The organism is Pseudomonas sp. Irchel s3h9, assembly GCF_900187475.1.
In the GTDB taxonomy this organism is placed as follows: domain Bacteria; phylum Pseudomonadota; class Gammaproteobacteria; order Pseudomonadales; family Pseudomonadaceae; genus Aquipseudomonas; species Aquipseudomonas neuropathica.
This window is the reverse complement of the sequence record NZ_FYDH01000004.1, coordinates 212,519-229,602: the sequence shown is the minus strand read 5'-3', so window position 1 is coordinate 229,602 and position 17,084 is coordinate 212,519. Positions and strand designations below refer to the sequence as shown.

9 protein-coding genes and 1 pseudogene are annotated in these 17,084 nt (G+C 59.7%); 6 read left to right on the top strand and 4 right to left on the bottom strand.

What is annotated here, in order from left to right; translation table 11 throughout:
- From CKW26_RS08510 to CKW26_RS08500, 3 genes and pseudogenes are all read right to left on the bottom strand, one after another.
- A pseudogene (locus CKW26_RS08510) lies at window positions 1-949 on the bottom strand (toxin); the annotation flags it as partial.
- A complete protein-coding gene (locus CKW26_RS08505) occupies window positions 946-5,466 on the bottom strand; it encodes a SpvB/TcaC N-terminal domain-containing protein (RefSeq protein ID WP_095048241.1) in 4,521 nt (1,506 codons plus the stop codon). The gene CKW26_RS08505 and the pseudogene CKW26_RS08510, both read right to left, overlap by 4 nt.
- Before the next feature lie 202 nt (window positions 5,467-5,668).
- Window positions 5,669-7,192 (bottom strand): fumarate hydratase, encoded by a 1,524-nt coding sequence (locus CKW26_RS08500; RefSeq protein WP_034153454.1) that lies wholly within the window; start codon window positions 7,190-7,192, stop codon window positions 5,669-5,671.
- Between the two features lie 670 nt (window positions 7,193-7,862).
- Between CKW26_RS08500 and CKW26_RS08495 the strand changes: the two genes are divergently transcribed.
- From CKW26_RS08495 to CKW26_RS08485, 3 genes are read left to right on the top strand one after another with little or no spacing between them, the layout of a single operon-like run.
- Entirely contained in the window at window positions 7,863-8,969 is a 1,107-nt protein-coding gene (locus CKW26_RS08495; protein ID WP_095048240.1) for a diguanylate cyclase, read from the top strand.
- Complete coding sequence (locus CKW26_RS08490) at window positions 8,962-9,897, top strand: iron-sulfur-binding ferredoxin reductase (RefSeq protein WP_095048239.1); 936 nt, start codon at window positions 8,962-8,964, stop codon at window positions 9,895-9,897. Before CKW26_RS08495 ends, CKW26_RS08490 begins: the two co-directional genes overlap by 8 nt.
- Window positions 9,898-9,926: 29 nt before the next feature.
- On the top strand, window positions 9,927-10,676 hold the full coding sequence (locus CKW26_RS08485) for an enoyl-CoA hydratase-related protein (RefSeq protein ID WP_095048238.1): 750 nt from the start codon (window positions 9,927-9,929) through the stop codon (window positions 10,674-10,676).
- A 264-nt stretch (window positions 10,677-10,940) separates the two neighbouring features.
- Here CKW26_RS08485 and pyk read toward each other — a convergent pair whose 3' ends face one another.
- Entirely contained in the window at window positions 10,941-12,392 is a 1,452-nt protein-coding gene (gene pyk / locus CKW26_RS08480) for a pyruvate kinase (RefSeq protein ID WP_095048237.1), read from the bottom strand.
- A 170-nt stretch (window positions 12,393-12,562) separates the two neighbouring features.
- Here pyk and CKW26_RS08475 point away from each other — a divergent pair, with 170 nt between their 5' ends.
- From CKW26_RS08475 to CKW26_RS08465, 3 genes are all read left to right on the top strand, one after another.
- Window positions 12,563-12,949 (top strand): tol-pal system YbgF family protein, encoded by a 387-nt coding sequence (locus CKW26_RS08475; RefSeq protein ID WP_093430516.1) that lies wholly within the window; start codon window positions 12,563-12,565, stop codon window positions 12,947-12,949.
- A 229-nt stretch (window positions 12,950-13,178) separates the two neighbouring features.
- Window positions 13,179-13,535, top strand: a complete 357-nt coding sequence (locus CKW26_RS08470) for a PilZ domain-containing protein (protein WP_095048390.1) — start codon at window positions 13,179-13,181, stop codon at window positions 13,533-13,535.
- Window positions 13,536-13,958: 423 nt separating this feature from the next.
- Window positions 13,959-17,057, top strand: coding sequence for a hypothetical protein (locus tag CKW26_RS08465; RefSeq protein WP_095048236.1), 3,099 nt, complete (start codon window positions 13,959-13,961; stop codon window positions 17,055-17,057).
- Window positions 17,058-17,084 lie beyond the last annotated feature (27 nt).

Below are 17,084 nucleotides of genomic sequence, written 5' to 3'. Positions count from 1 at the left end.
CGTAGGTGAAGTCGCGGTGGCCATCGATCAACTGATTGGCGAAGTAACGTGGTTGAAAGGCGTGGTCTTCGATGCGGGTGATATTGCCGACGGGATCGTAGAAATATTCGAGGTTCTGCAGCACTGCTCCAGTGTCTTTGCGACTGGACTGAGTGTGCAGACGACTGTCTGCAGGGTCGTACGTCCAGCGACTGAGGACAAGATTACCGGCCTGCTGCTCGATGATCTGGTCGGCGGCGTTGTACTGCGCATCAAGCAACACGGGCTGCCATTGGCTCTGGCCGCTGATCAACAGTTGTACCTGCCGAAGGTGCCCGGCCAGGCCGTAGCGCGAGCGTCGCCGATGGCCGCCGGCGTCGGTCTGCTCGAGCAGCGCGCCGAGCGGGCTGAACGCATGGTGAGTGGTGAACGGCTCGCCGTCGTGGAACGTGCGGGTTTCGCTCAGCGGCTGGCCGGTCAGGGAATAACTGTCCGTGAGCAGCGAACCGGAACGGTCTTTCTGTTCCAGCAACTGGCCGCGGCGGTTGTACCCGGCCTCGGCCGAGGCGTCGGCGTAAGTAAAAACGTCGACATTGGACTGACCATTTTCCTCGACCGCGATCACCCGCAGCTGCTCATCGAAGCTCGTGCGCCAATGGTTGTCGCGCTGATCCCAGCGTTGCAATGGCTCACCGGCCAGACCCGGCAGGGTCAGGCGCCAACCGGCGTCGACGCTGTCGGATTTCAATACCGTGCCGTCCAGGCTGTAAACCGTGGTCAGGCAGGGTGCCGACAAGCGCGAATCCCATTGCTCGATCAGACGGCCGGCGTAGTCATGCTGCTGACGGGTTACCAGCGCTACGGGGTTGTCGGCCGTCACACTGCGCAAGTACCCGACCTGCCGCATTGGCAAACCACGCGCATCGCTTACCGCCAGCGCAGGTGTACGGCGATGCACGTTGGCAATCATGGCTGCGATGCCTTGGTTGGCGATGACGGCTCGGCGGTGTCGTTGAAGTCTTCGCTGGTGTGATACCAAGGGTGGTACGTCTCTCGGGAAAAGTCGCCCTTGGCATTGACCATTCCGACCTGCCGGCTCTTGACGTCATAGCGAAGCTGATCGTGATGGCTCAGTGTGCGCAGGGACTGATCGTTGACGTAGGTATAGGTGTTGGCGAAAAACGCGCGGTACTGACGAACGGGCAAGCCTTTGTTGTTGTATTCGACCCGCTCGCTGATGCGCCAGCGCGGGTTGGCATCGACCACTTTGATCTGGCCATCCTCGACGATCAGCGAGCCGTCGGCGTCCACGGCATAGGCCTTGCCCGGATCGACCAATTGCTGGGTTTGCAGAGCCCGGCCAAAACCGTCGACGCAGGCTTTGGTGATCTGGATCTGCGCATCCACCTCGTCATCAGGGTAGCGGTCGGCACTGAGGATCACACTGTGCACCGGTTCGCGATGCACTGTTGCGATGGCGTCTTGCAGCGCCTGTTCATCAGGCGTCAAGGCGCCGCTGCGCCGGGTCAGTTGGCGGCGTGTACTGGCCCTGATGTGGCCGCTGGGCAGCAGATAACCCTGAGCGATCCATGCCAGGGCGGCGCGGGTGTCGTTGGCCATCTGCCCCATCCAGCTGAACAGATCCTTGCGCAGGGTACTCGCGGCTTTTTGCACGGCATCGGTCGGGTTGGCAATTGCCGTAGCCGGGCTCCGGTCCTCCGGAAGTTTGTATTCGCTCAGTGGCCTGAAACCCGCTTCTCTGTTGTTCTCTGAGCCATAAAAACTGGTGGCCAGGGGCTGATTGGAGGGTTCATACAACGCCTGATGAGTATTCAGGTTGGCATCGATGATTTTCAGCGGTTGCAGCGCGTGGTAGTCGTACTCGATACAGGTGGTACAGCCATCTGGCAGTTCCACGAGGGTGACAGCCAGCGCATACGCGTCGTATACGGCGTGAGTGAAGCCATGGCTGAGGGTTTCGCGATAGCGCCGGACCTTGTAGAAACCGTCGAGGCTGGCGTATTCGGCGTAGCCGAAATTCGCCGACCACAGGTCATGCTCCGTGCTGCCCAAGGGATTTATCCAGAACAGAAACGGCATGGGCAGATAGCCGATCTTCTTCAGTTCGTCGCGCACGTTGAAGGGCGCAGGCAGCACGCTGTAAGCGTCCAGCGCCGTCTTGTCCAGTTGTGCCACTTCCAGTGGACCGACCAGGGCCTCGAATCCGGCAACGCCGTCGTCCAGCCGTTGGCCATCGGTACTCAAGTAGCGCTGTACAGACTGCGTGGTCAGCACCCGTTCAGCGTTCCAGTGCGCCGAATCCTCATGTGCCTTCAGGCACTCATAGGACACTTGCGCGGCTTCAAGCCCGGTGGGCAGGGTGCCTTTGGGCAAGACCAGTGCATTGCCACGCTGCTGATAGGGCAAACCGAGACGCCAATGCTGCCGGTCCTTGTCCAGATCGATGAACGCTGAACGGCTTTCATTCAGGTAGAACGATTGTTGCGCCGGGTCATGGGCGTCGAACCACCACTGCTGTACATCCGGGTCGTCGAACGGTGGTGCATCTTTTTCGGTCAGTCGCCGGGCGTAACTCACCGTGATGGCGTGCGTCGGCTGGCCGTAAGTGTTGTAGCGCAGGACCACATCGTTGCGACACATGGGGTCATCGACGAAACCGTCGTACTGGTAGCTGATCCTTTCCACCACCAGTGGCAGCAAGACGGCGGTGGCATAAGGACCTTGCTCGCGAACCTCGCGCACCTGATATCGCACTTCTTCTACGGCATAAGGCGTGGCAATCCCGGGGGCGTCCATGTCTGCATCAGCGTAGGTTTCGCTGCGGACCATCGAGCCGACCAACGCTCGGGAGAGCTGGTATCGGCTGTCTTCATCCTGCACCGGAATCAGTTCATCGGCATCGTCTTCCGGGTGATGGCGACTGAACAGGGTGTTACCCAGGGCTACCGCTTGTGCATCCTGATTGAAGTAGTCGTCGCGCGGCCGGTCCATCGATTGCCCGGTATGAAACCAGGTGCAGACACGCACCGGCTCGCTGAAACCTTCGCTCTCATCTGCTCTGGCGCTCTCACTGTCGGTTTGTTGCAACAGACCGAAACCGCGGAACTCACGCTCGCGGCTGTCGTAGACGCCTTCACGCCAAGTGAAGGTCTGAGTCAGGCAATTGCCAGTGATTTCATCCAGCTGCCGTTGTTTCTTGACCACCGCCACCGGGAACGGCAGGTGGCAAGCCGGCAAACGCTTAAGGGTGAGCAAACGGTGTTTTTCATCCAGCCATTCCTGCGCCGAACTGCGATAAGCGACGCTGGCACTGCAACCCATGTTGTTGTTACTGCTGGTCAACAGATACGGCTTGGCCGAAACGAAATCGTAGCGCCAATGCTGCGGCTGCATGTGCGTCACCGTAAGGATCAGACTGGCGCAGCCCAGGCCTTGCAGATCGGCGAAACTCACCTGACAGAGGCGATCGTAGCGCACGCCGTCGGGCCACGGCACGCTGATCGGTATTTGCTCCAGGCCGTTGCCGCCACGATTCAGGTAGATCTCGAAGGTATCCGACTTCAGATAAATCAGCGACGCGGCACCGGAGCCGTCGAGGTCGGCAAGGCGCACCCGGGACGAATCGAATTGCTCGTAGTTGAAGGGCAACTCGCTGATCTTGCGACCCTTGCCAAACCGGCCGTGGCCCAGGTTCGGCCAGCAGCGGATTTCGTCATGGCGTATCCGACACAACTCGGGCATATCGCTGCCCAGCAGGTTGCCCAACAGCACCAGTTCTGTGCGCGAATTGCTGAACAGTGGCAAGCGGTCGTCGTCGGGTTCGTGCAGCACCTCTTCAGGCGCGGCGAAGCCTTGTTCGCGCTCGTTGGCATACAAACGCACGGAGCTGGGCCCGATCAACGCCAGGCTACTCAAGCCGTCACCGCTCAAGTCGCCAAGTGTCGAGAGAGTGTTGAAAAACTCTGGTGGGAATTTGCCGAAGGGGACGAAGTCGGCAAACTCGCGTTGTTCTGTCAGGGTGCGAAAACCACTGATACCCGGTTGCGCGGTGACCCAATCGAGCCGACCGTCACCGGTCAGGTCGGTCAGCAGTTGCTGGACCGGACGGTTGCGATCGGCGAGCGGAATCTTTTCCAGTGCGGTCCATGGCCCATAGCCGATTTCATCGGTGCCCTTGGTCGCGCGTAGTGGTTCGCGGTAGTACCAGGCCTGGTCATAACGGCAGAGGAAACCCGGCACACCTTCGCCATAAAGATCCACACACTGGTAAAAACCACCGTCCTCGATACCCGGTTGAACATCGGGTTCGAAGAAGCGCGCCGGGGTTTTATTGATGTCGAAGGGGGCATAGTCGAACTCGACCGGCGGCGTGTTTTCGACAATGCCGCTCGCATCGAATGCCTGATAGTGCGCCGCGCTGATCTGGCTGTAGGCCCACTGCGCGATATTTTGCGGTTGGTGATATTCCAACAGCAGGCGGCGTACCAGTTTCGGTTGGTCAGTCGATTGCTCGGGAAAATGATGAAACAGCAATGCCTGTTGGCAGAGTCTGCGAGTGCCCAGTTCAAAACCCTGACCGTGGGTTGAAAAGCTGTCTGGGCGAACGGTCCAGGGTTTGAGGGGGGCACCGTCATATGCCGGGATGTCGGTCAGTGACGTGCTGCGCTCGCCGTAATCGAACAGCAGATGAAAGTGCCAGCCCAGTTCGGCGGGATTGTCCGTCGTCCAGCTGTACAGATCGCTGCTGGCCGTGAAGTTGCCGTAACACACGCGGCGCAGATAACGCTGGGCGCGATAGTCACGCACGGGGGCGGGATCCTGATCATCGGCCTTGTATTCAAAGCAGATGTGTTCGCCGCGCGCGTTCATGCTTTCGCACAGCAGCCATGTGGCGATTCGTCCAGGAGCCTGGGGATCGGCAATTCGTGTGGCTTCGGTTTTGCCGTAAAGGTGCAGCGAGCCGTCAGCGCCGTGTATCAGCCAGAATACCGGTGGATCGGCTTCTCGGGTCTGCCGCTGCCAGCGCTCGCGCAAGGCAAAATCGCTTTCCACTCGAGGCCAATAGCGCACGACTCTGTGCGGGCCAATGTCGACGCCGTTGTAGACGCTTTCCTCTCGGAACTTGAGTTCACCATGCTCATCGAGCTCCGGCATCCACACTTCGCCATCGGCACCGACGATCTCGTCGTGATCGGTATAACGTGGCACGCCTTTGTTGGTTCTGCGATTGATCTGACCCACGCCGGCCAGGTGCCAGGAAAGGCCGAATGGACCGTTGCCACTCTGACTGCTGTAACTCAGCGAGAACTGAGGATCCCAGCCCCGCCCGGCAGACGTTGGAATCGGCAACTCGAACGAGGCGGCTCCGGTCGGGCCCACAGCGCCCCAACTTTTGCCGATGGTGGCGATCGATGCGCTTTTGGCGATGGAAGGGGTGGTGATGCTCAGCTCTTGTTGATCAGGCATGGTCGAATCCATTGCGCACGGGGTGGGCGTGAATGGACTGACGCTAACAAGAATGGCGGGTAAATGAACCTGTCAGATCTGACAGGTGCGCAAGATCATTTTGTATGCTTCGGCGCTTTTTTTATCGCGAACGGTTGGCCCCTGTGAAAACGGCCGGGTCATCGTTGCAGATGAACCGGCCGTTTTTATGGCAGCGAAGGGCTTATTGCACTTCTACCGCCAGGCTTTCGCTGATCTTCTGTTGCCAGATCGCAGGGCCGGTGATGTGCACCGACTCACCTTTGCTGTCCACCGCAACGGTGACCGGCATGTCCTTGACCTCGAACTCGTAGATCGCTTCCATGCCCAGTTCGGCAAACGCCAGCACTTGCGACTTCTTGATCGCCTGAGCGACCAGGTAAGCAGCGCCGCCAACGGCCATCAGGTACACGGCTTTGTTGTCCTTGATCGCTTCGATGGCGGTCGGGCCGCGCTCGGATTTACCGATCATGCCCAACAGGCCGGTCTGCTCGAGGATCTGCCGGGTGAACTTGTCCATCCGCGTCGCGGTGGTCGGGCCCGCCGGGCCAACCACTTCGTCACCGACCGGATCAACCGGGCCGACGTAGTAGATGAAGCGACCTTTCAGATCGACCGGCAGGGTTTCACCCTTGTTGAGCATCTCGACCATGCGCTTGTGCGCGGCGTCGCGACCGGTGAGCATTTTGCCGTTGAGCAGGACGGTTTCGCCCGGCTTCCAGCTCTGCACGTCTTCCGGGGTCAGGGTGTCGAGGTTGACACGGCGAGCCGACGGGCCGGCTTCCCAGACGATTTCCGGGTAGGCGTCCAGCGGCGGCGCTTCCAGCGAGGCCGGGCCGGAGCCGTCGAGCACGAAGTGTGCGTGACGGGTGGCGGCGCAGTTCGGGATCATGCACACCGGCAGCGAGGCTGCGTGGGTCGGGTAGTCCATGATCTTCACGTCGAGCACGGTGGTCAGGCCACCGAGGCCCTGGGCGCCGATGCCCAACTGGTTGACCTTCTCGAACAGCTCCAGGCGCATTTCTTCGATGCGGTTCTGCGGGCCACGGGCCTTCAGTTCGTGGATGTCGATGGATTCCATCAACACTTCCTTGGCCATGACGGCGGCTTTCTCGGCGGTGCCGCCGATGCCGATGCCGAGCATGCCCGGTGGGCACCAGCCGGCGCCCATGGTCGGAACGGTCTTCAATACCCAGTCAACGATCGAGTCGGACGGGTTGAGCATGGCCATTTTCGACTTGTTCTCGGAACCGCCGCCCTTGGCCGCCACGTCCACTTCCACGGTGTTGCCCGGGACGATGGAGTAGTGAATCACGGCAGGGGTGTTGTCCTTGGTGTTTTTCCGAGCACCCGCCGGGTCGGCGAGGATCGAGGCACGCAGGACGTTTTCCGGCAGGTTGTAGGCGCGACGCACGCCTTCGTTGATCATGTCGTCCAGGCCCATGGTGGCGCCATCCCAACGCACGTCCATGCCGACGCGCACGAACACGGTAACGATACCGGTGTCCTGGCAGATCGGGCGATGGCCGGTGGCGCACATGCGCGAGTTGATCAGGATCTGCGCCATCGAGTCACGGGCCGCTGGCGATTCTTCGCGCAGGTAGGCTTCGTGCATCGCCTGGATGAAATCCACGGGGTGGTAATAGGAAATGAACTGCAGGGCGTCGGCAACGCTCTGAATCAGGTCGTCTTGCTTGATCACGGTCATGAGTCGCGCTCCTCTAAAAGACGGGAACATTCAATAAGGTGCCTGCGGCTTGGGTGCATCGGTCGGTCGCAAGCACCTTTCAAGGCACGCCGGGGCTGCTGGCGCGACGCTAAAAAGGCGCGGCAGTATAACGCGCCTCGGTGGGGCGTACACGCGCCGGCAATCATTCGTTGGTCGCATGGGTGGGCGAATATCGGACAGCGGGTTTGCACTTCAAGAGCTACCCCCTCACCCCAGCCCTCTCCCCCAAGGGGGGCGAGGGGGAAAGGGAGCCGATCTTCATGCTGTTCAAACCTGTGCTCGACTCAAGAAAGGGAGCCGATCTTCATGCTGTTCAAACCTGTGCTCGACTCAAGAAAGGGAGCTGATCTTCATGCTGTTCAAAACCTGAGTTCGACTCAGGAAAGGGGGGCGATGTTCAGGCTGTTCAAGTCTGAGTCCGGCTCGGTATTTCAGGTCGGCGTATCGCCAACAATCGACTCACCCTAGCCCTCTCCCTCTGGGAGAGGGCTAGGGTGAGGGGCTTTTGGCGGTCTACGCAGGCCACACTTTTGACGTCAAATTTCGGGCCCGAAAATCGGTGGTCATTTATCGACTACGCCTCTAAAGTGGCAGCCGGTCTGTAGAGTAGGACACTCGGTCAGCCTCTTATCGCACGGTGAGTCAACGATTGACCCATAACGCCATTCAACGTCTTTTGCTCAAACGCTTTGCCCTCGCTGCGGCCACCTATGGATTGGCTTTGCTGCTGCTGTGGCTGGCATTTTTCACGGGGCACTACGAGCAGTCCCTGACTTCTGTGGCCGTCGGCAGTGCGCTGGTGGTGATCAGCCAGTCGGTGCTGTTCGCACTGTTCTGGAGTGGGCGCAACCTGCGCTTTGCCGATCCCAGCCTGACCGAAGCGCAGGTGTTGATCGGTCTCGGCTGGCAGACCTGGCTGATCGCCCATCTGGATGAAGCCCGCGGCGCCTTTCTGGTGTTCTACGTGCTGATCCTGCTGTTCGGCCTGTTCCATCTCAGTCGACGGGCGTTCATACGCTGTGCCCTGCTGGTGTTCTTCAGTTTCTGTGCCATCACGCTGTGGGACGGCTACTACTTCCGCTTGCGCGAGCCGGCGCTTGCCGCCTTGCAGGTGTGCATTCTGGCAATGGTGCTGGCGTGGCTGGTGCTGTACGCGCGCTTCGTCCAGGTTTCGCGGCAACGCCAGCGCCAGCGCCGGTTTGCCTTGCAGGCGCATCAGGACACCCTGCGCGGGATGATGCGGCAGTTGGAAGATCTGGTCGCCACCGATGAACTGACCGGGCTGTTCAATCGTCGGCATTTTCTGCGTCTGGCCACGCGAGAGCTGGATGAAATGGACGACGATGTGGTGCACGGCTTGGCGCTGATCGACCTCGACCATTTCAAACGCATCAACGACCTGCACGGCCATGCCGCCGGCGATCAGGTGTTGCAGGCCTTCGCCGGCGTTGCCCAGGCGTGTCTGCGCGACGGTGATGTGCTGGCGCGTTATGGTGGTGAAGAATTCGTTGTGTTGTTGCCCGATTGCGACGCCGAACGGCTGACTACTTGCTGTGAACGTCTGCGTATTGCCTTTACTGACGTTGAACTGGTCGGCCTGAATGTGCGCAACCTCAGCCTGTCGGCCGGCATGACGCTGTTGGTGTTGGGCGATGATCTGGACGACGCCTTGCAGCGCGCCGATCAGGCCTTGTATCGGGCCAAGCGTGACGGGCGCAATCGTTGTGCGGCCGCGTGGGAGAACGTCGATGCCTGAACTTCGCGTCGGTGAACGACAATGGTCAGTGGCAGCGGGCAGCAATCTGCTCGATGCCCTCAATCAGAATGGCGTCGCCGTGCCTTACAGCTGCCGCGCCGGCAGTTGCCATGCCTGTCTGGTGCAATGCGTGCAAGGCCTGCCCGCCGACAATCGGCCGGACGCCTTGAGCGCCGAACAGCGTCAGCAAGGCTGGCGCCTGGCGTGTCAGTGTCAGGTCGTCGAAGATTTGCAGGTGCACACCTTCGACCCGATCACCGATGGTCGCCCGGCAGTGGTCGAAGCGCTGGACTGGCTCAGCGACAGCGTCCTGCGCTTGCGTCTGACCCCGCAACGGCCGTTGCGCTACAGCGCCGGGCAACATCTGGTGTTGTGGATCGGGCACATTGCGCGGCCGTATTCGCTGGCGAGCCTGCCGGAGGAAGACCGCTTTCTCGAATTCCATCTCGATTGCCGCCAGCCTGGTGAATTCAGCGATGGCGCACGAAAATTGCAGATCGGCGATCCGATCCGTCTCGGCGAACTGCGCGGCGGTGCTTTGCATTACGATCCCGACTGGCACAGTCGCCCCTTGTGGCTGCTGGCCGCTGGCACCGGTCTGGGCCCTTTGTTCGGCGTGCTGCGCGAAGCCTTGCGCCAGGATCACCAAGGCCTGATCCGCGTCATTCACGTGGCTCATGACGATCGCGAGCACTATCTGGCCAAACCCCTGGCGGCACTGGCTGCGCAGCGGGAAAACCTCAGTGTCGAGCTGTGGACGGCGGCCGAGTCAGCCGCCGCTTTGGCGCAACTGCGCCTTGTCTCCCGGCAAACCCTGGCCTTAGTCTGCGGCTCGACGGCCAGCGTCGACGCCTTCGCGCGGCGTCTGTACCTGGCCGGATTGCCGCGCAATCAACTACTGGCTGACGTGTTCCTGTCCCGTGGTTGAGCGCTGATATTTCAGACGCGAGACACATCATGACCGAAGCCATCCTGCTGGAACGCGAGCGCGGTTTGCTGACCCTGCGCCTCAACCGTCCGGACAAGAAAAACGCCCTGACCCGCGCCATGTACAGTCGCCTCGCCGAGGCGCTGAAACAGGCCGATAGCGACCCGGCGATCAACGCCGTGCTGATTACCGGCAGCGCCGAATGCTTCACCGCCGGCAACGACATTGCCGACTTCATCCAGCAACCGCCGAGTGACCTCGACAGCCCGGTGTTTCACTTCATGCTCAACCTGCTTGAGTGCCGCAAACCGGTAATTGCCGCTGTAGCCGGCGCGGCGGTGGGCATTGGTACTACATTGTTGCTGCACTGCGATCTGGTCTATGTGGCCCGCGATGCGCGGTTGCGCATGCCATTCGTCAACCTGGGTTTGTGCCCGGAGTTCGGCTCCAGCCTGATCCTTCCACGCCTGCTTGGGCAGGCCAAAGCGGCAGAGTTGTTGTTACTGGGCGAAGGCTTCAGCGGTGAACAGGCGGCGCAGTGGGGGATTGCGACCGAAGCATTGGGTAGCGGCGCTGCGGCGCTAAGCAAGGCGCGGGAAATGGCGCTGCGTTTCGATGAACTGCCGGCCGAAGCGGTGCGTATCAGCAAGCAATTGATGCGAGCGCCGGATCGCGAGTTGATTCGTAAGGTGATCGAGGAGGAGGGCGCATTGTTCACCCAGCGCCTTCGTTCGCCAGAAGCAATGGTGGCGTTGACCGGATTTATCAAACGGCATTAAAAAGCCAACCCTCATCGGAACGCCGCCCGCCCAGCCCTCTCCCAGAGGGAGAGGGAGACGACCGAGGTGTAATGCGCTACACATCGACTTGAAAGAAACGGTCGGATTCAGCGCAGAGCTATCAGGTCGGTGCAATTCTGCAATATCCCTCACCCTAGCCCTCTCCCTCTGGGAGAGGGCTAGGGTGAGGGGCTTTCGATTCAACGCAGACAACAAAAAGCCCCGGCACTCACATGCCGGGGCTTTGGTTTTTCAGCGCGTCACTCAGACCTGCGGGTCGCCCACGTGCAGGATCTTCATGCCGTTGGTGCCGCCGGTGGTGTGGTAGCTGTCGCCCTTGGTCAGGATGACCCAGTCGCCTTTTTCCACAACGCCGCGTTTGGTCAGCTCGTCGATGGCCTTCTGGCTGACTTCGTGCGGTTCCAGCGAAGCCGGATCGAACGGAATGGTGTACACGCCACGGAACATTGCCGCGCGGGCCTGGGCTTCGCGGTGCGGGGTGAAGGCGTAGATCGGCACCGAGGAGCGGATACGCGACATGATCAGCGGAGTGAAGCCACTTTCGGTCAGAGCGATGATCGCTTTGACGCCCGGGAAGTGGTTGGCGGTGTACATGGTCGCCAGCGCGATGCTTTCGTCGCAGCGGGTGAATTCCTTGCCGATACGGTGGCTGGAGGTCTTGCCGGTCGGGTGCTTCTCGGCGCCGACGCAGATGCGCGCCATTGCCTGCACGGCTTCCAGCGGGTACAGGCCAGCGGCGGATTCGGCGGACAGCATCACGGCGTCGGTGTAGTCGAGCACGGCGTTGGCTACGTCGGACACTTCAGCGCGGGTCGGCATCGGATTCTGGATCATCGACTCCATCATCTGGGTCGCGACGATCACCGCCTTGTTGTGGCGGCGTGCATGCAGAATGATTTTCTTCTGAATGCCGACCAGTTCGGCGTCGCCGATTTCCACGCCCAAGTCACCACGGGCAACCATCACCGCGTCGGATGCCTTGATCAGGCCGTCGAGGGTTTCGTCGTCCGCTACGGCTTCAGCGCGTTCGATCTTCGCCACCAGCCAGGCAGTACCGCCGGCTTCGTCGCGCAGTTGACGGGCGTATTCCATGTCGGCAGCGTCACGCGGGAAGGACACCGCGAGGTAGTCGACTTCCATTTCTGCAGCGAGCTTGATGTCGGCCTTGTCTTTTTCAGTCAGGGCCGGCGCGGTCAGGCCGCCACCGCGACGGTTGATGCCTTTGTGGTCGGACAGCGGGCCGCCGATGGTCACGGTGCAATGCAATTCTGTTGCGGTGGCGGTATCAACGCGCATCACCACACGGCCGTCGTCGAGCAGCAGCTCGTCACCCACGCCGCAGTCCTTGACCAGATCCGGGTAGTCGATGCCGACCACTTGCTGGTTGCCTTCGGTCAACGGATGGCTGGTGGAGAAGGTGAACTTGTCACCGATCTTCAGCTCGATCTTCTTGTTGGCGAATTTGGCGATACGGATTTTCGGGCCTTGCAGGTCACCCAGCAGGGCGACGAAGCGGCCGTGCTTGGCAGCGAGGTCACGCACCAGTTTCGCGCGAGCCTTGTGCTCGTCGGGGGTGCCGTGGGAGAAGTTCAGACGGGCAACGTCCAGACCAGCCAGAATCAGCTGTTCAAGAACTTCCGGCGAGTTACTGGCCGGGCCAAGGGTAGCGACGATTTTGGTACGACGGACGGACATGCAAAGACTCCTGAGTTCAAGCGCTAGCGAAGGCTACTATGCTCTTGGGGTGTAGTCATTGTTCGTTTGCACTACTTATTACTTTCTTTATTGAACACGACGATTGGCGCAAACACTTCTGAAGAATTCCCGGCAGGGGTCGATACAGAGCACAAGACAGGAGAACCCCCATGCGATTGTTGCCCATTGCCGCCCTTGCCCTCAGCGTCCTCGCCGTTTCGGGCTGCACCCGTTGGTCGATGAACCACCATTTGAACAACGCCTACAGCGCCTATGACCGCGGAAACTGCGAGCAGGTCATGCTCGAACTGTCCAAGGTCGAACGCGCCAGCCGTGCCCGCCCGTACGTGTGGCCGGAAGTGTCGATGATGCGCGGCCAGTGCCTGGAACGGCAGAAAATGTTTGTCGACGCGGCGCAGACTTATCAGTTCATCATCGCCTCGTACCCGAACAGCGAATACGCCTACCGTGCCCGTGCCCGTCTGGAAACCTTGCAGAGCCTGGGCCACTACCCGACGCGCAGTGCCGCTGCCGTGGTGCGCCCGACCCGTTTCTGATCACAGTTGTCATACAAAATCTGGCTGTGTGTACAAGCTGAGCTATAGTCGAATAACCCGGATTCAGCGTCAGGTTCCTGAATCCGGAGCAACACCCGCGACTGGCAGTTGTAAGGTGACGGCGACGTAGCGACCGTTACACCGGAAGCGGGGAGAGCGGCCGGCGAAACCGGCTCGTTCCGAAGCAAGGGTGCGGCTCTGTGATGGAGCCTTGCATGGCGAACTGCGCATGTTTACCGAACGGATCGAACGGCATCAGTTGCCGTATTTCCTCAGAGTGTTCAACAGCGTCACCGACAAGCCCATCGGTTTTCTCGGCAACCTCTCCGAAGACGGGCTAATGCTCATCAGCCAATTGCCCATGATGGTCGGCGTGGACTTTCAGTTACGCCTGAAAATCCCCGCCAGCGATGGCTGTCAGCAGGTAATCGACCTCACGGCGTGTTGCGTGTGGTGCCATGAGGACGCCACGCCGCTGCACTACGACGCCGGCTTCGTCCTGCAACGCGCACCGCCGGAATTTGGGCAACTGGTGCAGGCGTTGCGGCGTTATTTCAGTTTTCAGCCGTTGCCGGCTTCGGCCTGATTCAAACCCGCTAAAAGCTTCGCGAGCAAGCTTGCTCCTACACTGGATCCGGTGCACGTGGATCCTCTGAGCTTGTCGACGAACGCGTCCTCCCCGGCACACGAACACTGACGGACAGGCTCTGTCATTTGGCCGTTCGTGATCCAGGTTCTATGCCAGCCACATTCTCATCTCGCTCAACTGATTGATCCCATCGCGAGACGCGGCGGCCTGTCAGTTCGATCCGTAAGCGTACAGACCACCAGACTCCAAGAGATGCGCAGGTAATGGTTGTGTGATGTACCCACTGGCTGCAGTCGCATGACGTTGCCGGTTTGATCTACCGCTCGTCGGGACTGTCAGATTTTACAGGTGCCTAGGTATCCGCGTGTTCTGTAAAAACAAGACTTATCGGCCGAAGGCCCAGGCGAAAGGCGCGCGATCATGTCAGAGAATACTTTTAATCAGAAGGTTGAGCATGCTCTGAACGAGGATGACGGGAATTCAGATGTTCGGGCTTGGAAACCTCTCCAGTTTCTCCACGCAGACAGCACGATTCTTGTTAGCCCCGATACGCCGCTTAAATTCAGTATCCCATCGTATGTCGGAGAACATAATCAGGTGTGGATGGACTTTCATTCTGCAAACTCGAGCAGGAAGATTCTTGATGGAGACTGGTTTCAGGCAGTTCATTGGAACACTATTCAGGTCAATGGACTTGTAGAAGGGAAGGCCAAATTTGATGGTGTCTGGAGGCGAGGTGACGAGTGGGCTCCGTGGACTTCCCAGCATGTTGAAGTGAGGAAGCCTGCCGCGTTTGATGCCGCTAATGTGGTTGGCGTAAGGGTATCAGGCACTGCAAGTCCTGGCAGTGTAATAAGGCTTGTGCGTCCTGCCGACAAAGCCGTAATGAGCACCACGCACACCACTCAATCTGATAGGCGCTGGACTGTCACATTATCGACGGGTCTTCCCCAAGGTGTGCGCGAGCTACAAATCCGTGAAGACGTCGACGGAACGGTGGGGCGATATACCCAGACGAAGACGTTCACCGTTTTAGGCAAAATCAAAATTACGTCCCCGGATATCAATCTGCCCGTCGAGAGTGTTCTACCCGTGTTCAAGGGCAACGGGGCGCTGCAGGGAACCCGCATCAGTGTTTTCTTAGTAAATCCCCTCATGCCTGTGGCCTCATCCGATCCGGTTGATTCCGACGGCGAATGGCTTGCAACCAGTAGCCATACTTTCGCGCGAGGGGCACGTTACACCATTATTGCCAGACAGAATCTGGGTGGCGGCTACTCCGAGTGGAGCGATCCTCAAGAGTTTTATCTTATTGGTCCTCCCGTGTTTATAACGCCCAGACCCAATCCCGCGTCGCCGCCAATCGTGGAAATGAAATCGATGTTCGAGGGGATCGGCGCCACCGGTTTTTATCAGAACAGAGTCGACGTGTATTCAGAGCAGATGGGGGACGATGCCGTGGCTGTGGGCTGGCCACATCCCGACACTGGTGAATGGCGCCGAGAATGCACCCTTACGCCCGGCCCTCATTCGATTTTTGGCACGCAGACAGTCAAGGGGATTACCTCAATAACGAGTGAACCCTTCGGCATACGGGTACGCCCGGGCAAACCGACGGTCGAGTACACCCTCAATCAGGAAACCATGACGTTTTTCAGTAGTGGCCATTACGACCAGTACCTCGAAACGCAGATTCAGTTCACCATCAAGAGCTATCCGGGCGACCTGCCACCGAACACGCCGCCTAATGCCATTGTGCGAGCCGATGGTAGCTGGACAACAACATCGACAGGCTGGGCTTTGGGGGCTTTTTCAGTCGAGGTCGTGCAGAAGATCGTCGACAACGCCAGTGGCTGGATCGAATCGCTGCCTCTTGAATTCAAACTCCAGAACGACATGCCGGATGTCACCGACGTGACCCACACCAAGGCTTATCGGCCGGTCTTCAGCGGTAAGGGTTACAACGGCGCCACCGTGAGTTTTTACCATCCTGATGGCGACCTCAAGGCAGCCCCTGATGCAGTCGTGAGCGGTGGGACCTGGTCGAGCACAGCCAATGAAGACTGGGGGCCGGTGAAGGATCAGGAAGTCCATATCCAGCAGTGTCTGGAGGAGCATTGTTCACTCAACCGTGTAGTGTTGAAGGTCTCGATTCCACCCCTGCCTCCCACAGTGAACGAGCCACCCCGGGAAGGCCTGACACCGATGTTCCGCGGCACCTGTCTGGAAGGCGCAACAGTGAGCATCACCTTCAGCGGTGACAGCAGCGTTTATGCCGGAATCGTCGACAACGGCACATGGACGTTCCAGCGAACAGAGCCGTTTCCCGCGGAGGTCCTCCAAACCATCTTCGTTACCCAAAGGGCAGCCGAGCAAAACTCTGAGGCGCAATCCAGAAACTTCACGCTTTACCCGGCCATGCTCAAACCGGTCATTACCTATCCGGTCGAGAGCGGTGACGTGGAGCCGGACGTGATGATCAAGGGCATCGAAGGTGTGAGCGGCGCCTTGATGAAACTGCACGAGTCTCAGTTTGGAAACGAAATAGCAGAAGCTCAGCTTGTCGAGGACGGTGAATGGGCCATCCAGCTCACTGATTTGAAGTTCGGTGAGTCTACGATCTTCGCGAAACAGGAGCGCAACGGGCGTCCGTCCGAAAGAAGCGACCATCGAACCTTCAACGTGGTGGTGCCGCCACCGCAGATCACCACGCCGCAGGACGGCGGCAACCTGACGCGTACTGCCACGCTCAGGGGTGTTGGTTTCCCTTCAGCCCAGGTCGAGATCTGGTTCAAGGGCACTGACGTACCGTGGTTGAGCGATATTACGGTGCCCGGTAGCGGTGACTGGCAACGGGAAGTCACGCTGCCGGTCGGCAACTACATTATCCGCGCCCGACAATTGTTCACGGAAAACAACAAGACACATGAATCTGCCTTCACAGACGACTTGACCTATGAGGTGGTCCCGGCAGCGCCTTTTGTCGAAACCCCAGTCGAAAACGAACAGGTTGGCCGGCAGTTGGTGGTGTCAGGTTTCGGTGTGCCGGGCGATACCGTCACGGTGACGCTGGGGAGCGCCACGCCCAGTGCTGTCGTCCTGGAGGACCGAACCTGGTCGATCAACGTGGAAGCTCAGACCGACGGCGACATGGTTCTGGAAGTGACATCAATGCTTGATGGTTTCGAGTCAGGCGCTGCCGTGCGCAAGGTCGTGGCGGGGCTGTATCTGCCTATCATCGCTGAACCGGCAGCGGGACGCTGGGTGCATGATCCGGTGGCCTTTGCCGGTACGGGCGAGGGCGGTGTCGGGCAAGTCGTGAGCTGGTTCAACCCGGAGCAGAAATGGACGCCGCTGCTTACCGTCGCCGGCAGCGCTTGGCGCGGTGAGTCCGCTGTGTCGTTACCACTGGGCGGCAGATGGTGCCGTTTCCGGCAAACCCTCACGCCGGGAACAAGCATGTCCGATTGGGCCGAAAGCGCACGCTTTGAAGTTGTGCAGGTTCCCCCGGACCACTGAATCGCGAAAAGCCGACGGGCGGTCATT